Below are 18,265 nucleotides of genomic sequence, written 5' to 3'. Positions count from 1 at the left end.
TCCCGGACGAGGGAGAATCACTCAATATAAGGGGTTTTCGGTGGCCGTCAACGGGCACGGCCCGCCGGCCGGCAATCCGCCGGCCGTGTGGGGCCGAAATATCGTTATTCCTGGGGTTCGCTGCCGGAATCGTCGCTGCTTCCCGAGTCGGCATCGTTGCCCAACAGGGCGTCGAGACTGCTGGGAATCGTGCCCACAGTGGGAGGAATGTCGCCATTCACCCCTTCGGGTGCGCCGGACTCGAGCAGTGGGAAGCTTCGCTCCAGCAGCGAGGCCTTCTCGGCCGCCAGGGCTTCCAGGGCCTCGGGACGGATACGAACTTCCGACTCCTGAATCGTGCGGAAACCAGTACCGGCCGGAATCAGGTGGCCCAGGATCACGTTCTCCTTCAGGCCAACCAGATGGTCGGTCCGTCCGGCCAGGGCCGCTTCGGTGAGCACCTTGGTGGTCTCCTGGAAGCTGGCCGCCGAGATGAAGCTCTGGCTTTGCACCGACGCCTTGGTGATACCCAGCAACTGGGTGGCCGCGGTGGCCTTCTTCGGCTTGCTGCCCTTGGCCAGCGTACCGCCGAGCGCTTCGATCTGAGCGTTGGCTTGCTCCAGCACGTCCTTGGGAACAATGGCGTCGATTTCGAAGTCGCTATCGCCCTTGTCGCTAATCCGCAAGCACTGCGCGACCTTCTCGTTGGCCATGCGGAAGTCGTACTTGTCGACCACGCTGCCGGGCAACAGGTCGGTGTCGCCGGGCGACTCGATCTTCACCTTCCGCAGCATCTGCGAGACGATGATCTCGATGTGCTTGTCGTTGATATCCACACGCTGGCTGCGGTACACGTTCTGGATCTCGCGAGTCAGGTACTGCTGCACCGCTTCCTCGCCAGAGACACGCAGGATGTCGTGCGGCACCAGCGGTCCATCGACCAGCGAGTCGCCAGCCTTTACCACGTCGCCGGTGTGCACGCGCGGATGCTTGTTTTGCGTGACCAAGTGCTCTCGCTCGATGCCGCCTTCGCTGCGGACGATGATGGAGCGCTTGCCGCGCTTCTTCTCCTGCATGATCTCGACGACACCGTCGATCTCGGCGATGACCGAAGGATCCTTCGGCTTGCGAGCCTCGAAGATCTCCGTCACCCGCGGCAGACCACCGGTGATGTCCTGCGTACCGCCCGCTTCGCGAGGCGTCTTGGCGAGCACCGAGCCCGGCGCGACCGTTTCGCCTTCCTTGACTTCCAGGTACGCCTTCTCGGGCATGTAGTAGAAGTCGAGAATTTTGCCGTCAGCGGGATCTTCCACCACGATTTGTGGATGCAAGTCGCCCTTGTGCTCCATCACCAGGAAGCGGGTGTGGCCTGAGGCTTCCTTCTCGGCGCGAATTGTCTCGCCTTCGATCAGGTCCTCGAAGCGAACGCGACCGCCGGTTTCGGCGAGGATCGGAATGGAGTGCGGGTCCCATTCGCAGAGCACGTCGCCCTTCTTGACCGGTTTGTTCTCCTCGAACATCACGCTGGCACCGGTGGGAACATCGTACTTCTCGATTTCGCGGCCCTTCTCATCGACCAGCGAAAGTTCGCCGTTACGGGCCAGCACGATTCGTTCGCCTTCGGAGTTCACCACGGCCTTCAGTCGGGCGTACTTGACGATACCCTCCTTGGTGGCCTTGATGTCGCTCTTCTCGACGTCGCCACTGGCCACGCCGCCGATGTGGAACGTACGCATCGTGAGCTGCGTACCGGGCTCGCCGATACTCTGGGCGGCGATGATGCCCACGGCCATGCCTTCCTCGACCAGCGAACCGGTCGAGAGGTCCATGCCGTAGCACAGCCGGCAGATTCCCAGCGGCGCGTCGCAGGTCATCGGGCTGCGAACCTGAATCTTCTCGAGGCCCAACTCTTCGATCTTGTGCGAGATCTCGCCGGTAATCAGCTCGTTCTCGCCAACGATCACTTCGTCGGTGATCGGGTTGACGATGTTCGAGCGGCCCACGCGACCACGGATTGAGTCGGCCAGGCCGACTTCCACTTTCTCGCCGCGGTAGATGATACCCTTGGTGATGCCCTGGGTGGTTTGGCAGTCGTGCATGGTGACCACCACGTTTTGGGCCACGTCGGCCAGCTTACGTGTCAGGTAACCACTGTCGGCCGTCTTCAGAGCCGTATCGGCCAGACCCTTACGAGCACCGTGGGTCGAACTGAAGTACTCGAGCACCGTCAGGCCTTCACGGAAGTTGGCCTTAATGGGTGTCTCGATAATCTTACCACTCGGCTTGGCCATCAGACCACGCATACCACCGAGCTGACGCATCTGTTCGACACCACCACGAGCACCGGAGTGCGCCATCAGGTATACCGGATTGACGTACCCGCCGTCGCGGAAGTCGTTCTCCAGTGCGCTCATCATCGCCTGGGTAATCTCTTCACGAGCGTGGGTCCAAGCGTCGAGCACGCCGTTGTAGCGTTCGCCCTCGGTGATGATACCGCGTTGGTACAGCTTGTTTCGCTTCAGCACTTCCTTTTCGGCAGCGGCCAGGATCTTCTCCTTGGTGTCCGGCGTCACCAGGTCGTCGGTGGCGAAGGACAAACCACTGAGGGTCGACTGACGGAAACCGATGCGGTTCATGTCGTCCAACAGGTCGATCGTCCGGCGACGACCGAGGAAGTCGTAGCAGTCGCTAATCACCCGCGAAAGCTGACCCGAACGCAACGCCACGTCGTAGTACGGCATGCCCTCGGGCAGGATCATGTTGAACATCACGCGACCGACGGTCGTCTCGATCACCTTGCCCTTGGCGCCATCGACGTGCATCTCTTCGCGAAGGCAGCGATCCTCCGGCAGGCGGACTTTGATCTTGGCATGCGTGCCGACTTTGCCGGCAGCGTAAGCCATCTCGACTTCTTCCAGCGAGCTGAAAGCCATGCCGTCGCCGCGCGACTCCGGCACGTTCATCGTGATGTAGTAGCAACCCATCACCACGTCCTGCGACGGGCTGATAATCGGAGCGCCGTTGGCCGGGCTGAAGATGTTGTGCGTGCTCATCATCAGCGTGTGAGCTTCCACCTGGGCCTCGATCGACAGCGGCAAGTGCACCGCCATCTGGTCGCCGTCGAAGTCGGCGTTGAAGCCCTTACACACCAGCGGGTGCAAGTTGATCGCGTTGCCTTCCACCAGAATCGGCTCGAACGCCTGGATGCCCATACGGTGCAGCGTCGGCGCCCGGTTCAGCAGCACGGGGTGGTTGGTGATCACCTCTTCGAGGATATCCCAGACCTCTTCGTCCTTCCGCTCCAGCATCTTCTTGGCCGACTTGATCGTGTCGGCGTGGCCCAGTTCCTTGAGCCGGCGAATGATGAACGGCTGGTACAACTCCAAGGCGATCTTCTTGGGCAGACCACATTGGTGCAGCTTCAGCGTCGGGCCGACCACGATCACACTACGTGCCGAGTAATCGACACGCTTGCCCAGCAGGTTCTCGCGGAAGCGGCCCTGCTTACCTTTGATCATGTCGGTCAGCGACTTCAGCGGGCGGTTCGAGCTGCCGAGCACGGGACGCTTACAGCGGTTGTTGTCGAACAACGCGTCGACCGACTGCTGCAGCATTCGCTTCTCGTTGCGAATGATCACTTCGGGGGCGTTCAGGTCGACCAGCTTCTTCAAGCGGTTGTTGCGGTTGATGATACGACGGTACAGGTCGTTCAAGTCGCTCGTCGCGAAGTTGCCGCTATCCAGCAGCACCAGCGGACGCAGGTCGGGCGGGATCACTGGGATCACGTCGAGCACCATCCACTCGGGCTTGTTGTCCGAGTCGCGGATCGCTTCGACGGTCTTCAGTCGGTTGATCAGGTCCTTGGCCTTCTGTTTCGAGCCGGTCTCCTTCAGCTCCACCCGCAGCTCTTCGGAAAGCTTCACCAGGTCCAGTCCACCCAGCAACTTGCGAATCGCCTCGGCGCCCATGTCGGCCTCGAAAGCACCCTCGCCATACTCTTCGCGGGCGGCGCGGTACTCTTCCTCGGTCAACAGCTGTTGAGGTTTCAGCGCGGTGTCGCCGGTCTCGGTGACCACGTAGTCCTGGAAGTAAATCACCTTCTCCAGGCTGGTGGTCTTCATCGCCAAGAGCGAACCTAAGCGGCTGGGCATGGCCTTGAAGAACCAGATGTGCACGATCGGCGCGGCCAGCTCGATGTGGCCCATCCGCTTGCGGCGCACGCGGCTGTGGGTGACCTTCACACCACAGCGGTCGCAGATCATGCCCTTGTACTTCATGCCGCGGTACTTGCCGCAGGCACATTCCCAGTCCTTCTCAGGGCCGAAAATCCGCTCGCAGAACAGACCATCCTTTTCCGGACGATACGTCCGGTAGTTAATGGTCTCCGGCTTCTTCACTTCGCCAAACGACCAGCTTCGAATGTCGTGCGGCCGCGCAAGGCTGATCTTGACCGAAGCGTAATCGTTGATGCGATCGAAGTTGGAAGTTTCGAGCAGGCTCATAGTAAAGCTCCTGGTTTATTTGATTCACACTCAAGGCGTGAAAGTCGCAAAGAAGAAATCGACGCTTCTAGCTCACGCAATCCCTGGCGACGTTGCCACTTCGCGCGAGCACTTCCTTGCGTTGCTCAAATCTGTCGTTTCTCAAGCTGCATGTTGAGGCCGAGGCCGCGGATTTCGTTCGTGAGCACGTCGAAGCTGGCAGGCGTGCCGGCTTCCAGGGTGTTCTCGCCTTTGACCATCGACTCGTAAATCTTGGTCCGGCCTTCGACGTCGTCCGACTTCACGGTCAGCAGTTCCTGCAGGATGTAGGCTGCGCCGTAGGCTTCCAGCGCCCACACTTCCATTTCGCCGAACCGCTGGCCGCCGAAGCGGGCCTTGCCGCCCAGCGGTTGCTGGGTGATCAGCGAATACGGGCCGGTGCTGCGAGCGTGGACCTTGTCGTCGACCAGGTGGTGGAGCTTCAACATGTAGATGTAGCCCACCGTGGTAGCCTGCTCGAACGGTTCGCCGGTGCGCCCGTCCAAGAGTCGAGCCTTGCCGTTGCGTGGCAGGCCGGCTGCGTCCAGGCAATCGTTGATCTCGTCCTCGTTGGCGCCGTTGAACACCGGTGTTACCGCTCGGAAACCGAGCTTTGCGCCGGCCCAACCGAGGTGCGTCTCGAGGATCTGACCTACATTCATACGGCTCGGCACGCCCAGCGGGTTGAGCATGATCTGCACCGGCGTGCCGTCTTCCAGGAACGGCATATCGGCGATCGGCATGATCTTCGAGATCACACCCTTGTTACCGTGGCGGCCGGCCATCTTGTCGCCCACCGAGATGACTCGCTTGGTGGCGATGTAGACCTTCACCATCTGCAACACACCGCTGCGTAGCTCGTCGCCGCGCTTCATGCTGTTGAGCTTGCGGTCGCGCTCGTCGATGGCTTCCTCGACGCTCGGCCACAATTGCTTGTAGGCCTTCTCGACGTTCTTCTTCTTTTCAGGGCTGCGAATGTCGATGGCGTCGACACGGAAGGCATGCGCCTGCTCCGACACGAACTTGGGATCCTGGTCGTGAACCAGCGAGTTGCCATCGTCGTCGGTCAACTTGCGACCGATGATGCCTTCCAGCTCTTCGACCATCGCTTTGAACGCGGTGGCCACAGCTTCGTTGCCTTCCTGTTCGGCAGCCTTGAGCGAAGCTTCGAACTCCTTCCGCTCGTCTTCCGACAGGCTCATGCGGCGAGAGAACTTCTGCGTGTCGATCACGATGCCTTCCACGCCCGAGGGTACTTCGAGCGAATCGTTCTTCACGTCTTCGCCGGCACGGCCGAAAATGGCGTGCAGCAGCTTCTCTTCCGGCGTCAGCTCGGTCTTGCTCTTCGGCGAGACCTTACCAACCAGGATGTCGCCCGGCTGCACGTAGGTGCCGATTTGGACGATGCCGCTTTCGTCGAGGTTACGCAGCATCTTCTCGCTGACATTGGGAATGTCGCGCGTGAACTCCTCGCGGCCGAGCTTGGTTTCGCGGATCTCGACGTCGAACTCCTCGATGTGAATCGAGGTGTACGTGTCCCGCTGCACCAGCTCTTCGCTGATGATGATCGCGTCCTCGAAGTTGTAGCCTTCGAACGACATGAAGGCGACCAACACGTTGCGACCCAAGGCCAGCTCGCCCTGGAACGTAGCGGCGCCGTCGGCGATCACGTCGCCCTTCTCCACCTTGTCGCCTGGTTTGACGATCGGCTTCTGGTTCTGGCAGGTCCGTTCGTTCAGGCCGACAAACTTGCGAAGCTTGTGGACTTCGGGGCCGATCTCGATTCGCTCGGCGTCCACATAAGTGACCGTGCCCTTGTGGCCGGCGCGGACCAGCATGCCGGAGTGGCGTGCCACGTCGCGTTCCAGACCGGTGCCCACCACGGGCGGCTCGGCCACCAACAGCGGCACCGCTTGCCGCTGCATGTTGGAGCCCATCAACGCGCGGTTAGCGTCGTCGTGCTCGAGGAACGGAATCAAACCGGCCGAAACACCGATCATCTGACTCGGCGCGACGTCCATGTACTCGACCTTCTCGGTCGGCACCAACACGAAGTCCGACCGGTAACGAGCGACGATCGTATCGCCGTCGAGCTTGTCGTCCTTCACCGGCGAGTCGGCCGACGCCACGTACGCGCGGTGCTCTTCGTCGGCTCGCAGCCACACGACGTCGTCGGTGAGCTTGGTGTTCTTGATCACGCGATACGGTGTGATCAGGAAACCGTACTCGTCCACCGAGGCGTACATCGCCAGGCTGGAGATCAGGCCGATGTTCGTACCTTCCGGCGTTTCGATCGGGCAGATACGGCCGTAGTGCGAAATGTGCACGTCACGCACTTCAAAGCCGGCACGCTTGCGGTTCAAACCGCCAGGGCCAAGGGCCGACAACCGGCGTTCGTGCGTGAGCATCGACAGCGGGTTGGTCTGGTCGACCACCTGCGACAGCTCGCCACGACCGAAGAAGTACTCGATGGCCGCCGAGATGCTCTTGGGATTGATCAAGCTCCGCGGAGTCATGTCCTCCTGATCCTTCAGGCTCATCCGCTCCTGCACCGTGCGACGGAGCTTCAGGAAGCCTTTGCGCAACTCGTCGCAGGCCAGCTCGTCGATCGTACGCAACCGGCGATTGCCCAAGTGGTCGATGTCGTCCACCTGGTACTCGGAATCGCCAGCGGCCAGGCCGAGGATGTAAGAGACGCTGTTGATCACGTCCTCGGGCCGCAGGATCATTTCGCTTTCAGGAACATTGATGTCCAACTTGCGATTGATGCGGAACCGGCCGACCCGACCCAAGCGGTAGCGGTTGGTGTCGTAGAACTTCTCGTGGAAGAGCGTCTTCGCTTTTTCCAGCTGCGGCGGGTTGCCGGGACGCAGACGCTGGTAAATACGCAGCAGCGCCTCTTCGTGACTGCTGGTCACGTCGTCGGCCAGCGCGTTCAACAGGTGCGGCGTGGCCGGCGGGTCCATCACTTCGACGCTCTTCACGCCCGAAGTGCAGATCAGCTCCGCGGTGTTCTTGGTGATCTTGTTGCCACACTCGACGATGATCTCGCCGGCGCGGTCGCTGCCGACTGGGTAAACGATATCTTCGACCGCCACCTTGCCTTCGATCTTCGAAGCGCTGCGGCCATCGACGATCTTTTGCTTGGCAGTGTCGGAGAACGCCTTGAGGATGTCGGAGTCGAGCGAGAACTTGGGATCCATCGCCCGCAGGAGCGTCATCACCGAGAACTTGCCGCTCTGATCGATGCGGACGGTGATGCTGTCCTTCTTGGTGGTGTTAACCTCGATCCAACTACCACGCTCGGGAATCACGCGGCAGCTGTAGACCTTCCGCTCACCAGCTTCGATTTCGCTGACGAAGTCGATACCAGGGCTACGGTGCAACTGGCTCACCACCACGCGCTCGGCACCGTTGATGATGAACTCGCCGCCGCCCAGCATGATCGGCAGGTCGCCCAGGTAAACCTCTTCCTCCACCGGCTCGTCGCCCTTGTTCAGGCGCAGCCAGATGCGGAACGGCCGGCCGTATGTGAGGCGCAATTGGCGGCACTCGTCGGGATCGTAGCGCGGCTTACCCAGCTCGTAATGCAGGTAGTCCAGGCTGATGGACTTGTCGTAGCTTTCGATCGGGAAGATCTCTTGCAGTACCGACTCCAGGCCTTCGTCCTTGCGCTTCTGCGACGGCGAGCCACTGCCACCGTATTGCAGGAAGCGGGCGTAGCTGGCGGTTTGGATTTCGGTGAGGTCCGGGATCTCCAGCGGATCGCGACCTCCGCCGAAGCGACGGATTTCGGGGGTGTCGAGACGTCGTTGCGCAGGCACAGCCATGGCGGGTCTACTCCGTTGGTTGGACAGCGAGGTCCGTTAGAAGTCGAGTGAGGGATGCAGCGCGAGCTTTCGTCTGCAGGGCAGCAAGAGGCTGCGCAATGGGCGCGCAGCGGTTGCCAGCACACTTCACCGGCGAGGCGATTGGGAAGGGCAAGGACGGAAAGCTCATTCAATCAGCCGAGAGGGAGAGCAGGCAAACGCGAGCTGCAAGCGGTAGGTTATACCAAACTGCAGCCCACTTGGGCACTCGGGTGGCACAAAAATTGCTCAATTAGGAGCTTTTCGCAGGCCAAGCCGCCGCTAGCGATGCTAGCTGGGCATGGCCAGAGCGCCACCCGACCGATATCGATCCAGGGCACACAGCCGCTCGCCCCACCCACACGGAGGGGGCGAGCAGTCCAGTGCTACTTGATCGAGACGGTAGCGCCTGCTTCTTCCAGTTCGGCCTTCAGTTTGTCGGCATCTTCCTTCGAGACGCCTTCCTTGACCTTGCTGGGGCAGCCTTCGACCATTTCCTTGGCTTCCTTCAGGCCCAAGCCCGTCGCACTGCGGACGACCTTGATGACGCCAATCTTCTTGTCGCCAAAGCCTTCGAGCACTACGTCGAACTCAGTCTGCGCGGCAGCGGAATCGTCTGGCCCGTCAGTAGAGGGACCCGTCATCATCACAGCACCACCGCCGGAGGCGGGCTCGATGCCGTGGACGTCCTTCAGGTAATCGCTCAGTTCCTTGGCCTCTTTCAGGGTGAGGCCAATAATCTTCTCGCCGAGGTCCTTGGTGGTGTCGGAGTATTCGGCAACGGCTGCTTCGTCGCTCATGGTAGGGTTCCCTTTCTCGCTGGACTGGCCTCGCTGGGTAAGGCCTTAAAAGTGGACTGGAGTGCTTGGTTGGTGATATCGCTGGGCTTGGCAATCGCTACCAGGGCTGCGCCGAAACCGTTGCTGATTCGTCGAACGGAATTCATTCCGTTTGGTTTGTTGTTACTCTTCTTCCTTTTCGCTGATCTGCTTGACCTGGCTGGCCAGGTTTGCACCGCCGGCCAACAACTGACCAGACAGTGTAGCGGCGGGCGATAGTATCTGACCCATCAGCATGCTGAGTTGTTCGGTGCGGCTTGGCCATTTGCTGACCTGCTTCACCTCTTCGGGCGACAGCTTGGCGCCGTCCATCACGCCGCCCTTGGTCTCGAACTTGTCGAAATCGTCGCCGTCGGCCAACTTGGTGACCTCCTTGGCGAGCGACACGATGTCCTCGGAGCCCCACACCACGGCCGTGGTGCCGCCCAGACCCTCGAACGCGGGGCCGAGCGAAGTGCCTTCGGTGGCCCGGCGGGCCAGGCTGTTCTTAACCACCAACAGGTGGATGCTCTTTTCGCGAAGCTGCTTGCGAAGTGCGACTGTATCGTTCGCCTCGAGCGCGGCCACATCGACCAGCAGTGCATCGCTCACGCCATCCCAACGACTCTTCAGGTCGTTGGTCATGCATTCTTTGACTAGCTTGCTCATGACTAAAACTCGCCTAGGTGAGCCGGGCCGCGGACGGCCCCGGAGTTGATGCTGGAAATCAAACGGTGATGCCGACGCTGGGGCTCATCGTCGCACTCAGGTGCACGCTCTTGACGTACACGCCTTTCACCGCGTTGGGCTTCATGCTGAGGATGCGGTCGATAAACGCCTGGACATTTTCGGTGAGCTTAGCTTCGTCGAAGCTCAGCTTGCCGACGATCGCGTGGATGTTGCCGCCCTTGTCGTTGCGGAACTCCACCTTACCGGCTTTGTACTCCTCGACCGTCTTGGCAACTTCCGGCGTGACCGTGCCCGCCCGAGGCGAAGGCATCAGGCCGCGAGGGCCAAGCACACGACCCAGTGGTCCAACGACCTTCATCATGTCGGGAGCGGCGATGCAGACATCGAAGTCGGTCCAACCGCCTTGGATCTTCTTGGCGAGCTCCTCTTCGCCCACCTCGTCGGCGCCAGCCTCCTTGGCAGCTTCGGCCTGGGGGCCTTTGGCGAACACTACAACACGCTGCTCTTTGCCAATACCGTGAGGCAGGACAATCGAACCACGGACGATCTGATCGGCCTGCGTGTGGTCCACGCCGAGTCGCATGGAGATCTCGACCGACTGATCGAACTTGGTCTTGTCGTACGACTTGAGCGCCTCGACTGCCTCGGAGAGCGGCAGCGGCGTCGCGGGCTTCTTGGCCACGGACGACTTCAGACGTTTGGATAGCTTGGGCATCGTGCTTCCCCCTTTCGCGGAAGAAGTGTGGTTCAAACCGCCGGCGATTGCGTCCGGCGTCCCACGTTTTTGTTAATCTGACTCGTAATCTCGCGTCCGAATTCTCGTGAATCCGGCTATATCCTCTAGCCTTCGACTTCCAAGCCCATGCTGCGGGCGGTGCCGGCGATCATTCGCACGGCATGCTCTAGGTCGCGGGCGTTGAGGTCGGCCATCTTCGTGTTGGCGATGTCCTCGAGCTGGGCATTGGTGACCTTGCCCACCTTGAGCTTGTTCGGCACACCAGAACCCTTGGCCAAACCAGCCGCTTTTTTCAGCAGCACGGCCGCGGGTGGGCTCTTGGTGATGAAATCGAACGAGCGGTCGTTGTAAACGGTGACGACCACCGGAATCATCATGCCGCCAGCTTCCTTCGTGGCGTCGTTGAACGCCTGAACGAACTGACCCAGGTTGATGCCGTGCTTACCGAGCGCAGTACCGACCGGAGGGGCGGGTGTCGCCTGACCGCCCGGAATTTGAAACGCTGCCGTGCCAACAACTTGCTTTGCCATGACCTCACCAGGGGAGGGCTATAGATGATGAATATCGGCTATCGCCGAGCCCTGTTTTCTACCCGCAAAGCCCCGTGGGCGGAAGTGGGGGCGGCTGATTTTTGGAGAATTCTTTTCCGCGGCAGCGAAAATGGCACGGAAGTTCCGGTCGGTCCGGAGAGCTAAGCCGCCAGCGGCGGTTATAGCCCCTCCACTTGCCAGTATTCCAGCTCCACTGGCGTGGGACGGCCGAAAATGCTCAGCATCACGGTCACCCGGCCGTGGGTCTCGTCGATGCTGCTCACCTCGCCTTCGAAGTTCTCGAAGTTGCCCTCCATCACCTTGACCTTGTCGCCAGGGCTGAACTTGATGTCCAGCTTGGGGGCCTCTTCGGTTTCCTCGACGTCAGTCTGCAGGATCATGGCCACTTCGCTGGGCTGCATCGGCGTGGGCTTGCCCGCCGAGCCGGTGAAATCGCCGATTCCCGAGGTTTCGCGGATGGCGAACCAGGTGTCGTCGTTCACATGCATCTCGACCGCGATATAGCCGGGCCACAGCTTGCGCTCGACGATCTTCTTCTTGCCGCCCTTGAATTCGGTGACCTTCTCGGTGGGCACCAGCACCTGGCCAAACAGGTGATCGATGCCCTCGATGGCGATTTTCCGCCGCAGGGCCTCGGCAATCGAGCGTTCGCGATTGCTCTGCACCTTGAGGATGTACCAGTCGAGTTGGATGTCCTCCTCCTCCGGCAGGTCCAACTCCACAGGACCGCTCGGCACGACGGCCACTTCCTCCTCCGGCTCGTCGTCGTCCTCGTCATCCTCGGCAACGTCGTCTTCTTCCGCAGCCACAGCTTCCGGCGCGGGAGATTCCGATACGACCTCCGAAACAGGGGCTGCTGGCGCGGGGGCATCCATCACAGTGTCGTCCGAAGCGGCAGTTTCTACCTCGTCGGGCTCCTGGGTGGCTGCCTCGGGTGTTTCGACGGCTCCCGCTTCGACAGGCTCGCTGGGGGCCAACGAACCCTGGCTATTCACCTCGGCTTCGTCCGAGGCGGCCTCCTGTTCGGTATCCAGCTTGTGGCCTTCGTCGTTCACTCTAACTCCACCGTTTCTAACGGGACCTCTCGGGCGAAACAGGTCGGGGATTGTGCCGCAGGTGCTACTTGGCAGGCGGTTCGATTTCCGACGCGCCGCCGGTAACCAACCACTCCAGCCCACCCTTGGCCCACTGCAACAGCAGGTCGAAGCCAAACAAGAGGGCGGCCATGATGAAAATCACGAGAATCACGACAATCGAGGCGTTGATTAGCTCGGTTCGCTTTGGCCAAGCAACCTTGTTCATCTCGGCTTCGACCGAGATCAGAAAGTCGGCAAACTGCGGCAACTGCACCAGTCGAAAACAGGCCCACACGCCGGCCGCCAGCAAAACCAGCGGCACCAGATAAGCCATATTCTGGTCTTCGATCTGAAACGACAGCGACCAGCAACCCAGCGCCACGATGATTGCGCAAGCCGCAAAAGTCACCTGGCGGACAATTCGTCCCTGGCTTCGCTTGTAAAGATCGAACTTCAGTAGCTCCTGAAGGAACGCACCCACTGACGTCTCCCGCCACTCAAAAAAATGTCCGTACGGGCCGCGTCCGACATCGGGCGCGGCGCCCTTCCATCCTCGGCTTCGCACATAAAATGGCAGGGGCGGTGGGAATCGAACTCACAACCTCTGGTTTTGGAGACCAGCGCTCTGCCAATTGAGCTACGCCCCTATATATCGCTAAACCTCAAGCACGAACGACCAATGACCCCAATTGGTCATTGGTCATTCGGCATTGGTCTTTTACTCCACAATCTTCGTCACCACGCCGGAACCGACGGTCTTGCCACCTTCGCGAATAGCGAAGCGGACACCGTCGTCCATGGCGATGGGCTTGGAAAGCTCAACGCTCAAGCGGGTGTTGTCGCCCGGCATGCACATTTCGGCGTCGCCCATCAGGTTGGCGGTGCCGGTCACGTCGGTGGTGCGGAAGTAGAACTGAGGACGGTAACCGCTAAAGAACGGCGTGTGACGTCCACCTTCCTCCTTGCTCAGCACGTACACCTCGCCCTCGAACTTGGTGTGCGGGGTGATGGAGCCCGGCTTGGCCAGCACCTGACCACGCTGAATCTCTTCCCGCTTCACACCACGCAACAGGCAACCGACGTTGTGGCCAGCTTCGGCCGACTCCATGGTCTTGTTGAACGCCTCGACACCGGTGCAGGTGGTCTTGGTGGGGGCTTCGGTCAAGCCGATGATCTCGACTTCGTCGCCAACCTTGATCACACCCTTTTCCACACGACCGGTGGCCACGGTGCCACGGCCTTCGATGGAGAAGACGTCTTCGATGGCCATCAGGAATGGCTTATCGACTTCGCGAGTTGGCTCCGGAATGTAGCTATCGATCGCATCCATCAGTTCGCCGATGCAAGCAGCAGCTTCGGGATCCGAAGGATTCTCGTAAGCAGCCTTCGAGTTGCCCTTGATCACAGGCACTTCGTCGCCGGGGAAGTCGTACTTGTCCAGCAGTTCGCGGACTTCGATCTCCACCAACTCCAGCAGCTCTTCGTCGTCGACCAGGTCGCACTTGTTCAGATAGACCACGATCTTGGGTACACCCACCTGACGGGCGAGCAGGATGTGCTCGCGAGTCTGCGGCATCGGGCCGTCCGGAGCCGACACCACCAGGATGGCTCCGTCCATTTGGGCGGCACCAGTGATCATGTTCTTGATAAAGTCGGCGTGGCCCGGGCAGTCGATGTGGGCGTAGTGCCGATTGTCGGTCTCGTACTCGACGTGGGCGGCGGCGATGGTCACCGTCTTGGTCTCGTCACGCACGGTACCGCCCTTGGCGATGTCGGCGTAGGACTTGGCCTTGGCCAGACCCTTTGCTGCCTGCACGGCGACAATGGCGCCAGTGGTGGTTGTTTTGCCGTGGTCGATGTGACCGATGGTGCCGACGTTCACGTGCGGCTTGGTACTGGTAAAGGTATCCTTGGCCATTTTTGTCCCTAACTCACAAATACCTGGGAAATACAGAAGCTGACAAATTAAAAGGTAACCGGAAAGTCACCACGGTTAAAGCTGCTGACGCGACTCGAACGCGTGACCTCGTCCTTACCAAGGACGTGCTCTACCAACTGAGCTACAGCAGCAATGAGCATTCAGCCGTCAGCAATAAGCATCCAGCCCAACACGAAATTATCCACGTTTACGCCGCGAAGGCTAGCTGACGTCTGACTGCCGATTGCCACAAAAAAGCGGGTGAAGGGAATCGAACCCTCGTCTTTAGCTTGGAAGGCTATTGCTCTACCATTGAGCTACACCCGCAATTCGAATTCGGAAGGTGGAATTCGGAGTGCGGAATCAGCTAAGCCAAGCTTTCCAGACCATTCCGCATTCCGACTACCACAATCCGCATCTCTCTAAGTGGGAGGTGTAGGATTCGAACCTACGAAGGCATAAGCCATCAGATTTACAGTCTGACCCGTTTGACCGCTTCGGTAACCTCCCCAATTTGGGCTTAATCTTTGGGTTTTTCGCCTCGGACGAGCCGATTTCGCCGCTAGTCGCAGGGCCAATTCACAGCGAACGAGCGCCCACCGACACCAGCGGGCGCCCAGCCGGCCACCCATCGCGGAGAAACTTGCCTGCCACGGCCGCAAGACCCTCGCGATGACCGCTTCGGCGTGGCGTCCCAATGCCAGAGAGCTAGCGGAGGGACTTGAACCCACAACCTGCGGTTTACAAAACCGCTGCTCTGCCAATTGAGCTACGCTAGCGCGAATCCTCGCGATATCGTGCGAATCGCTTAATATACAGGGGACACCAGCAGCCGCAAGGGTGGTTCGCTACTAGCACTTACGTTTCGGCCGGTCGAGGGTTCGCTAAGCGGTTAACCAGCTCTGGGTGTGTCGCCCAGGGCGTTGTGGATATCGGCCAGCGTGGCCGCAACATGACGCCCACTGGCCAGCCACATTTGCTGTTCTTCGCTAGAAAACTGCGGCTCGAGCACCTGCTCGATCCCTCGGCGGCCCACGATGCACGGTTTGGCCAGGCACAGCGGCGGAAAGCCCTCGCCCAGGTCGACCTGGGTCGAAACGGGCATGGTTCCTAGCCGATTGCCGGCAATACAACGCACAATCAGCTTCAACGCCTGGGCGATGGCGTAGCACGTGTTGCCCTTGAGCTGAAAGATATCGGTGCCGCTGGATCGGGTCGACTCGACCACGTGCGGCGGGATATCCGCAGCCTTCAGGTGCACCCCCCCAACAGCGGCCCCACTCAGCCAGATGAACTGCGACTTGCCGTGCTCGCCCAGCACGTAAGCCCTCACGTCGTCGGGGTGAACGCGCAAATGGACCGACAGGGCGTCGCGGAACCGGCAACTATCGATCACCGTGCCGGCCCCCAGCACTCGGTGCGGCGGCAGGCCGCTCAGTTCGATGGTCCACTGCGTGAGTGCTTCGACCGGGTTGGTGGCCACCACGAAAACGCACTCTGGGTTCTGGCGGGTCAGCACTGGAACCACTTCGGCAAATAACCGGGCGTTGTCGATGGCCAGATGCGTCCGATCGAAGCTCGACTGCTTGTGCGACAAGCACAGCACCACGATATCTGCGTTGTGGCAGTCGGCCACGGGTCCGAACGAAATGGTCTGCCGCGGTGCGAAAAACGAGGCCGCATGCCGCAAATCGATGGCTTCGCCTTCGAGCCGCTGGAGATTCCTGCCCGCCAGAAAGAGTTCGCGGAGCGTCTCCAACTCCAGCAACGTGTAAGCCAAAGTGGCCCCTACGTACCCCACGCCGACAATGGCTACCTTCATCGCCATGAGTTCAATTGCTCGCTGGTTGCTAGCCGGTTCAACTCAGAATTTCCTCGATTGCTGCGAGCTGATCGCCGGAAAACTCCCGGTTTTCGAGGCAGGCGACGTTCTGCTCCAGTTGCTCGACGCTGCTCGCACCGATCAGCACGGTGGTAACCCGCGCGTCGCGAAGCACCCACGCCAGGGCCATCTGCGCCAGCGACTGGCCGCGGCTGGAGGCCATTTCGTTGAGCCGGCGGATTTGGTCGAGCCGCTGGTCGGTTATATCGCTTGCCTGCAGGAAGCCATGCGACTTGGCCGCCCGGCTGTCGGCCGGGATGCCATCCAGGTAGCGACCGGTGAGCATCCCCTGCGCCAGCGGCGAAAACGGAATGCAGCCCACGCCCTCCTCGCCCAATACATCGAGCAACCCCGCTTCGGGCTCGCGAACGAACATCGAGTACTTCGGCTGGTGGATCAGCAGCGGACAGCCCAGATCTCGCAGTATCCGGCAGGCGGTGCGCGTGTCCTCGGCGTTGTAGTTTGAGATGCCCGCGTACAACGCCTTGCCCTGCTGCACCGCAGTGGCCACCGCGCCGAGTGTCTCCTCCATCGGCGTGTCGGGGTCGCGGCGGTGTGAGTAGAATATGTCGACGTAGTCGATGCCCATCCGCTTGAGGCTCTGATCGAGACTCGCCAATAGGTACTTGCGCGAGCCGAAATCGCCATACGGTCCAGGCCACATGGTGTAGCCCGCCTTGGTGCTGATCACCAGTTCGTCGCGATAGGCGGCCAAGTCGGTGGCCAGCAGCTTGCCGAAATTCTCTTCGGCCGAGCCGGGTGGCGGGCCGTAGTTGTTGGCCAGATCGAAATGGGTGATGCCCATATCGAACGCGCGGTGGATGATCGCCCGACCGTTTTCGAACTGGTCGACGCCACCAAAATTGTGCCACAGCCCTAGCGACACCATGGGCAACCGCAGTCCACTGCGCCCGCACCGGTTGTAGGCCATCGACTCGTAACGACTCTCTGCTGCTAAGTACATCGGGGGAGCTTTCCAGCCGTTGGCTGATTCGTGGCTAATTCTCAGGCGCTGAACTCGCGACGCATCCACTCGCTGCCGTCTAGGTGCTCGATGGTGAGCACCAAACGTTCAGGCGTGGCTTGCAGGGTGGTGAGCGATGCCCAGCGGGGAGCCGGCGCGCCGCCTACCACTTGCATCACTGGCTGCTCGGGCGTGGGGTCGTCGATTCGCACATCGTGGCGGTGGCCGCTAAGCACCATCCGCACGTTGGCCTCCGCAAGCAACGGGAGCCACTGCCGCGCGGCGTCGCCCGAATGGCGGGCGAAGTCCTCCAGCGTCATCCCATCCGACTCACCAGGAATGCCCCGCAGCGGAATATGGCAGGCCGCGATCTTGAACGGCGCGTCGGCAATCTCCGGCGTGGCAAGCGCCGCGCGGAGCCACTCGGTCTGCGCCTGCCGATACGGTTCGTAGGCCGCCGTGCCGGCAAACACCGGGTGGTGATCAGGCTTGTCCTCTCCAGTGTCAAGCATCACTAAACCAATCGGCCCCAGTCGCAACGCCCGGCAGTATGGCAATTCCGTTTGGTTGGGCCAGCCGGGCAGACAGTCGCGCAGCTCGCGGGCGCGCTGGCCCCTCACATCGTGATTGCCCGGCGCAAACAGCAACGGCCAGCGACTTGCCCAACCGCTGTCCTGCGGACCGACGGGCGCCAGAGTCACTAACTCGGGGCGATCGCCCGCGTCGAAGTCGTTGCAAGTATCGCCGCACCACAGCAGGGCGTCTGGCTCGAGTTGGTCGAGCCGCTGGTGCAACTTCGACAAGGTCTCGGCGTTTTCATGCGTGTCGTTCACCATCGCCAGCACGAACGACTCGGCGGCCGGATCGGGCAGCCTCAATCGCTGCACCGCGCCGAATTCGGGCTCGCTTCGCGTCAACTCGTAGGCATTGCGATACGCTAAACGCTGCGCGGCAACGCGGTAGTAGATCTGCTGGTCGGGGGAATTCGGCTCGTCGAATTCCACGCGGACCACCAGGCTGCGATCGCTGGCGTCGATCAAACCGCAGCGACTGGGCAACGCAGTGTGGTCGAGTTCGTCGGGCGCAAGCCCCCACTCGACCCAGCCAGTCGCCAGACCACTGACGGCAAACGACACGGAAAACCCGCGGGCATCGGGATGCTGCACCACCGGTGGTCCGGCCAGCAGTGGACCTTCCGCCGGCGCGGCGGCCGCATCGGCGGAGCGGAGCGCCAGCGCGGATAGCGGCACCGTACCCAGAAACACTCGACGATCCATAACAGC

The 18,265-nt window shown here is 61.0% G+C and carries 13 protein-coding genes and 5 tRNA genes; 1 reads left to right on the top strand and 17 read right to left on the bottom strand.

What is annotated here, in order from left to right; all coding sequences use genetic code 11:
- Positions 1 to 104 precede the first annotated feature (104 nt).
- The 6 genes from rpoC to rplK form a co-directional block, all read right to left on the bottom strand.
- A complete protein-coding gene (gene rpoC / locus ACQK2L_RS01160; RefSeq protein ID WP_425395096.1) occupies positions 105 to 4,481 on the bottom strand; it encodes a DNA-directed RNA polymerase subunit beta' in 4,377 nt (1,458 codons plus the stop codon).
- Positions 4,482 to 4,606: 125 nt separating this feature from the next.
- Complete coding sequence (gene rpoB / locus ACQK2L_RS01155) at positions 4,607 to 8,329, bottom strand: DNA-directed RNA polymerase subunit beta (RefSeq protein ID WP_425395095.1); 3,723 nt, start codon at positions 8,327 to 8,329, stop codon at positions 4,607 to 4,609.
- Positions 8,330 to 8,733: 404 nt separating this feature from the next.
- A complete protein-coding gene (rplL, locus tag ACQK2L_RS01150) occupies positions 8,734 to 9,147 on the bottom strand; it encodes a 50S ribosomal protein L7/L12 (RefSeq protein ID WP_425395094.1) in 414 nt (137 codons plus the stop codon).
- Positions 9,148 to 9,309: 162 nt separating this feature from the next.
- Complete coding sequence (gene rplJ / locus ACQK2L_RS01145) at positions 9,310 to 9,834, bottom strand: 50S ribosomal protein L10 (RefSeq protein WP_425395093.1); 525 nt, start codon at positions 9,832 to 9,834, stop codon at positions 9,310 to 9,312.
- Positions 9,835 to 9,892: 58 nt separating this feature from the next.
- On the bottom strand, positions 9,893 to 10,570 hold the full coding sequence (rplA, locus tag ACQK2L_RS01140) for a 50S ribosomal protein L1 (RefSeq protein WP_425395092.1): 678 nt from the start codon (positions 10,568 to 10,570) through the stop codon (positions 9,893 to 9,895).
- A 125-nt stretch (positions 10,571 to 10,695) separates the two neighbouring features.
- Entirely contained in the window at positions 10,696 to 11,121 is a 426-nt protein-coding gene (gene rplK, locus ACQK2L_RS01135) for a 50S ribosomal protein L11 (RefSeq protein WP_425395091.1), read from the bottom strand.
- Positions 11,122 to 11,145: 24 nt separating this feature from the next.
- On the opposite strand from rplK, the gene ACQK2L_RS01130 reads away from it, so the two are divergent.
- On the top strand, positions 11,146 to 11,286 hold the full coding sequence (locus tag ACQK2L_RS01130; protein ID WP_425395090.1) for a hypothetical protein: 141 nt from the start codon (positions 11,146 to 11,148) through the stop codon (positions 11,284 to 11,286).
- Between the two features lie 14 nt (positions 11,287 to 11,300).
- On the opposite strand, the gene nusG is transcribed toward ACQK2L_RS01130, so the two are convergent.
- The 11 genes from nusG to ACQK2L_RS01075 all read right to left on the bottom strand — a co-directional run bounded on the left by nusG (position 11,301) and on the right by ACQK2L_RS01075 (position 18,259).
- Complete coding sequence (gene nusG / locus ACQK2L_RS01125) at positions 11,301 to 12,197, bottom strand: transcription termination/antitermination protein NusG (RefSeq protein WP_425395089.1); 897 nt, start codon at positions 12,195 to 12,197, stop codon at positions 11,301 to 11,303.
- A 64-nt stretch (positions 12,198 to 12,261) separates the two neighbouring features.
- The gene (secE, locus tag ACQK2L_RS01120; protein WP_425395088.1) at positions 12,262 to 12,699 is read right to left on the bottom strand and encodes a preprotein translocase subunit SecE; all 438 of its coding nucleotides are present in this window, start codon (positions 12,697 to 12,699) and stop codon (positions 12,262 to 12,264) included.
- A 90-nt stretch (positions 12,700 to 12,789) separates the two neighbouring features.
- Positions 12,790 to 12,865 (bottom strand) — tRNA-Trp (locus ACQK2L_RS01115).
- A 71-nt stretch (positions 12,866 to 12,936) separates the two neighbouring features.
- The gene (tuf, locus tag ACQK2L_RS01110; RefSeq protein ID WP_425395087.1) at positions 12,937 to 14,136 is read right to left on the bottom strand and encodes an elongation factor Tu; all 1,200 of its coding nucleotides are present in this window, start codon (positions 14,134 to 14,136) and stop codon (positions 12,937 to 12,939) included.
- 79 nt (positions 14,137 to 14,215) lie between these two features.
- Positions 14,216 to 14,288, bottom strand: a tRNA-Thr gene (locus ACQK2L_RS01105).
- 104 nt (positions 14,289 to 14,392) lie between these two features.
- Positions 14,393 to 14,463: transfer RNA gene (locus ACQK2L_RS01100), tRNA-Gly, on the bottom strand.
- A 100-nt stretch (positions 14,464 to 14,563) separates the two neighbouring features.
- Positions 14,564 to 14,646 (bottom strand) — tRNA-Tyr (locus ACQK2L_RS01095).
- A 196-nt stretch (positions 14,647 to 14,842) separates the two neighbouring features.
- Positions 14,843 to 14,915, bottom strand: a tRNA-Thr gene (locus ACQK2L_RS01090).
- 113 nt (positions 14,916 to 15,028) lie between these two features.
- Positions 15,029 to 15,964, bottom strand: a complete 936-nt coding sequence (locus ACQK2L_RS01085) for a malate dehydrogenase (protein WP_425395086.1) — start codon at positions 15,962 to 15,964, stop codon at positions 15,029 to 15,031.
- A gap of 31 nt (positions 15,965 to 15,995) precedes the next feature.
- Positions 15,996 to 16,982 (bottom strand): L-glyceraldehyde 3-phosphate reductase, encoded by a 987-nt coding sequence (mgrA, locus tag ACQK2L_RS01080; protein WP_425395085.1) that lies wholly within the window; start codon positions 16,980 to 16,982, stop codon positions 15,996 to 15,998.
- A 41-nt stretch (positions 16,983 to 17,023) separates the two neighbouring features.
- Positions 17,024 to 18,259, bottom strand: coding sequence for a metallophosphoesterase family protein (locus tag ACQK2L_RS01075; RefSeq protein ID WP_425395084.1), 1,236 nt, complete (start codon positions 18,257 to 18,259; stop codon positions 17,024 to 17,026).
- Between the last annotated feature and the right edge of the window lie 6 nt (positions 18,260 to 18,265).

It is taken from the genome of Aeoliella sp. (genome assembly GCF_965227375.1).
GTDB lineage: Bacteria > Planctomycetota > Planctomycetia > Pirellulales > Lacipirellulaceae > Aeoliella.
This window is presented reverse-complemented; position numbering and strand designations above follow the sequence as displayed.

Bases quoted from the DNA above. Each gene is read 5' to 3' on its own strand.
- ACQK2L_RS01130 (WP_425395090.1), top strand. From the start codon at position 11,146: ATGATGAATATCGGCTATCGCCGAGCCCTGTTTTCTACCCGCAAAGCC.
- ACQK2L_RS01085 (WP_425395086.1), bottom strand. From the start codon at position 15,964: ATGGCGATGAAGGTAGCCATTGTCGGCGTGGGGTACGTAGGGGCCACT.
- rplL (WP_425395094.1), bottom strand. From the start codon at position 9,147: ATGAGCGACGAAGCAGCCGTTGCCGAATACTCCGACACCACCAAGGAC.
- rplJ (WP_425395093.1), bottom strand. From the start codon at position 9,834: ATGAGCAAGCTAGTCAAAGAATGCATGACCAACGACCTGAAGAGTCGT.
- rpoB (WP_425395095.1), bottom strand. From the start codon at position 8,329: ATGGCTGTGCCTGCGCAACGACGTCTCGACACCCCCGAAATCCGTCGC.
- rpoC (WP_425395096.1), bottom strand. From the start codon at position 4,481: ATGAGCCTGCTCGAAACTTCCAACTTCGATCGCATCAACGATTACGCT.
- tuf (WP_425395087.1), bottom strand. From the start codon at position 14,136: ATGGCCAAGGATACCTTTACCAGTACCAAGCCGCACGTGAACGTCGGC.
- rplA (WP_425395092.1), bottom strand. From the start codon at position 10,570: ATGCCCAAGCTATCCAAACGTCTGAAGTCGTCCGTGGCCAAGAAGCCC.
- rplK (WP_425395091.1), bottom strand. From the start codon at position 11,121: ATGGCAAAGCAAGTTGTTGGCACGGCAGCGTTTCAAATTCCGGGCGGT.
- mgrA (WP_425395085.1), bottom strand. From the start codon at position 16,982: ATGTACTTAGCAGCAGAGAGTCGTTACGAGTCGATGGCCTACAACCGG.
- ACQK2L_RS01075 (WP_425395084.1), bottom strand. From the start codon at position 18,259: ATGGATCGTCGAGTGTTTCTGGGTACGGTGCCGCTATCCGCGCTGGCG.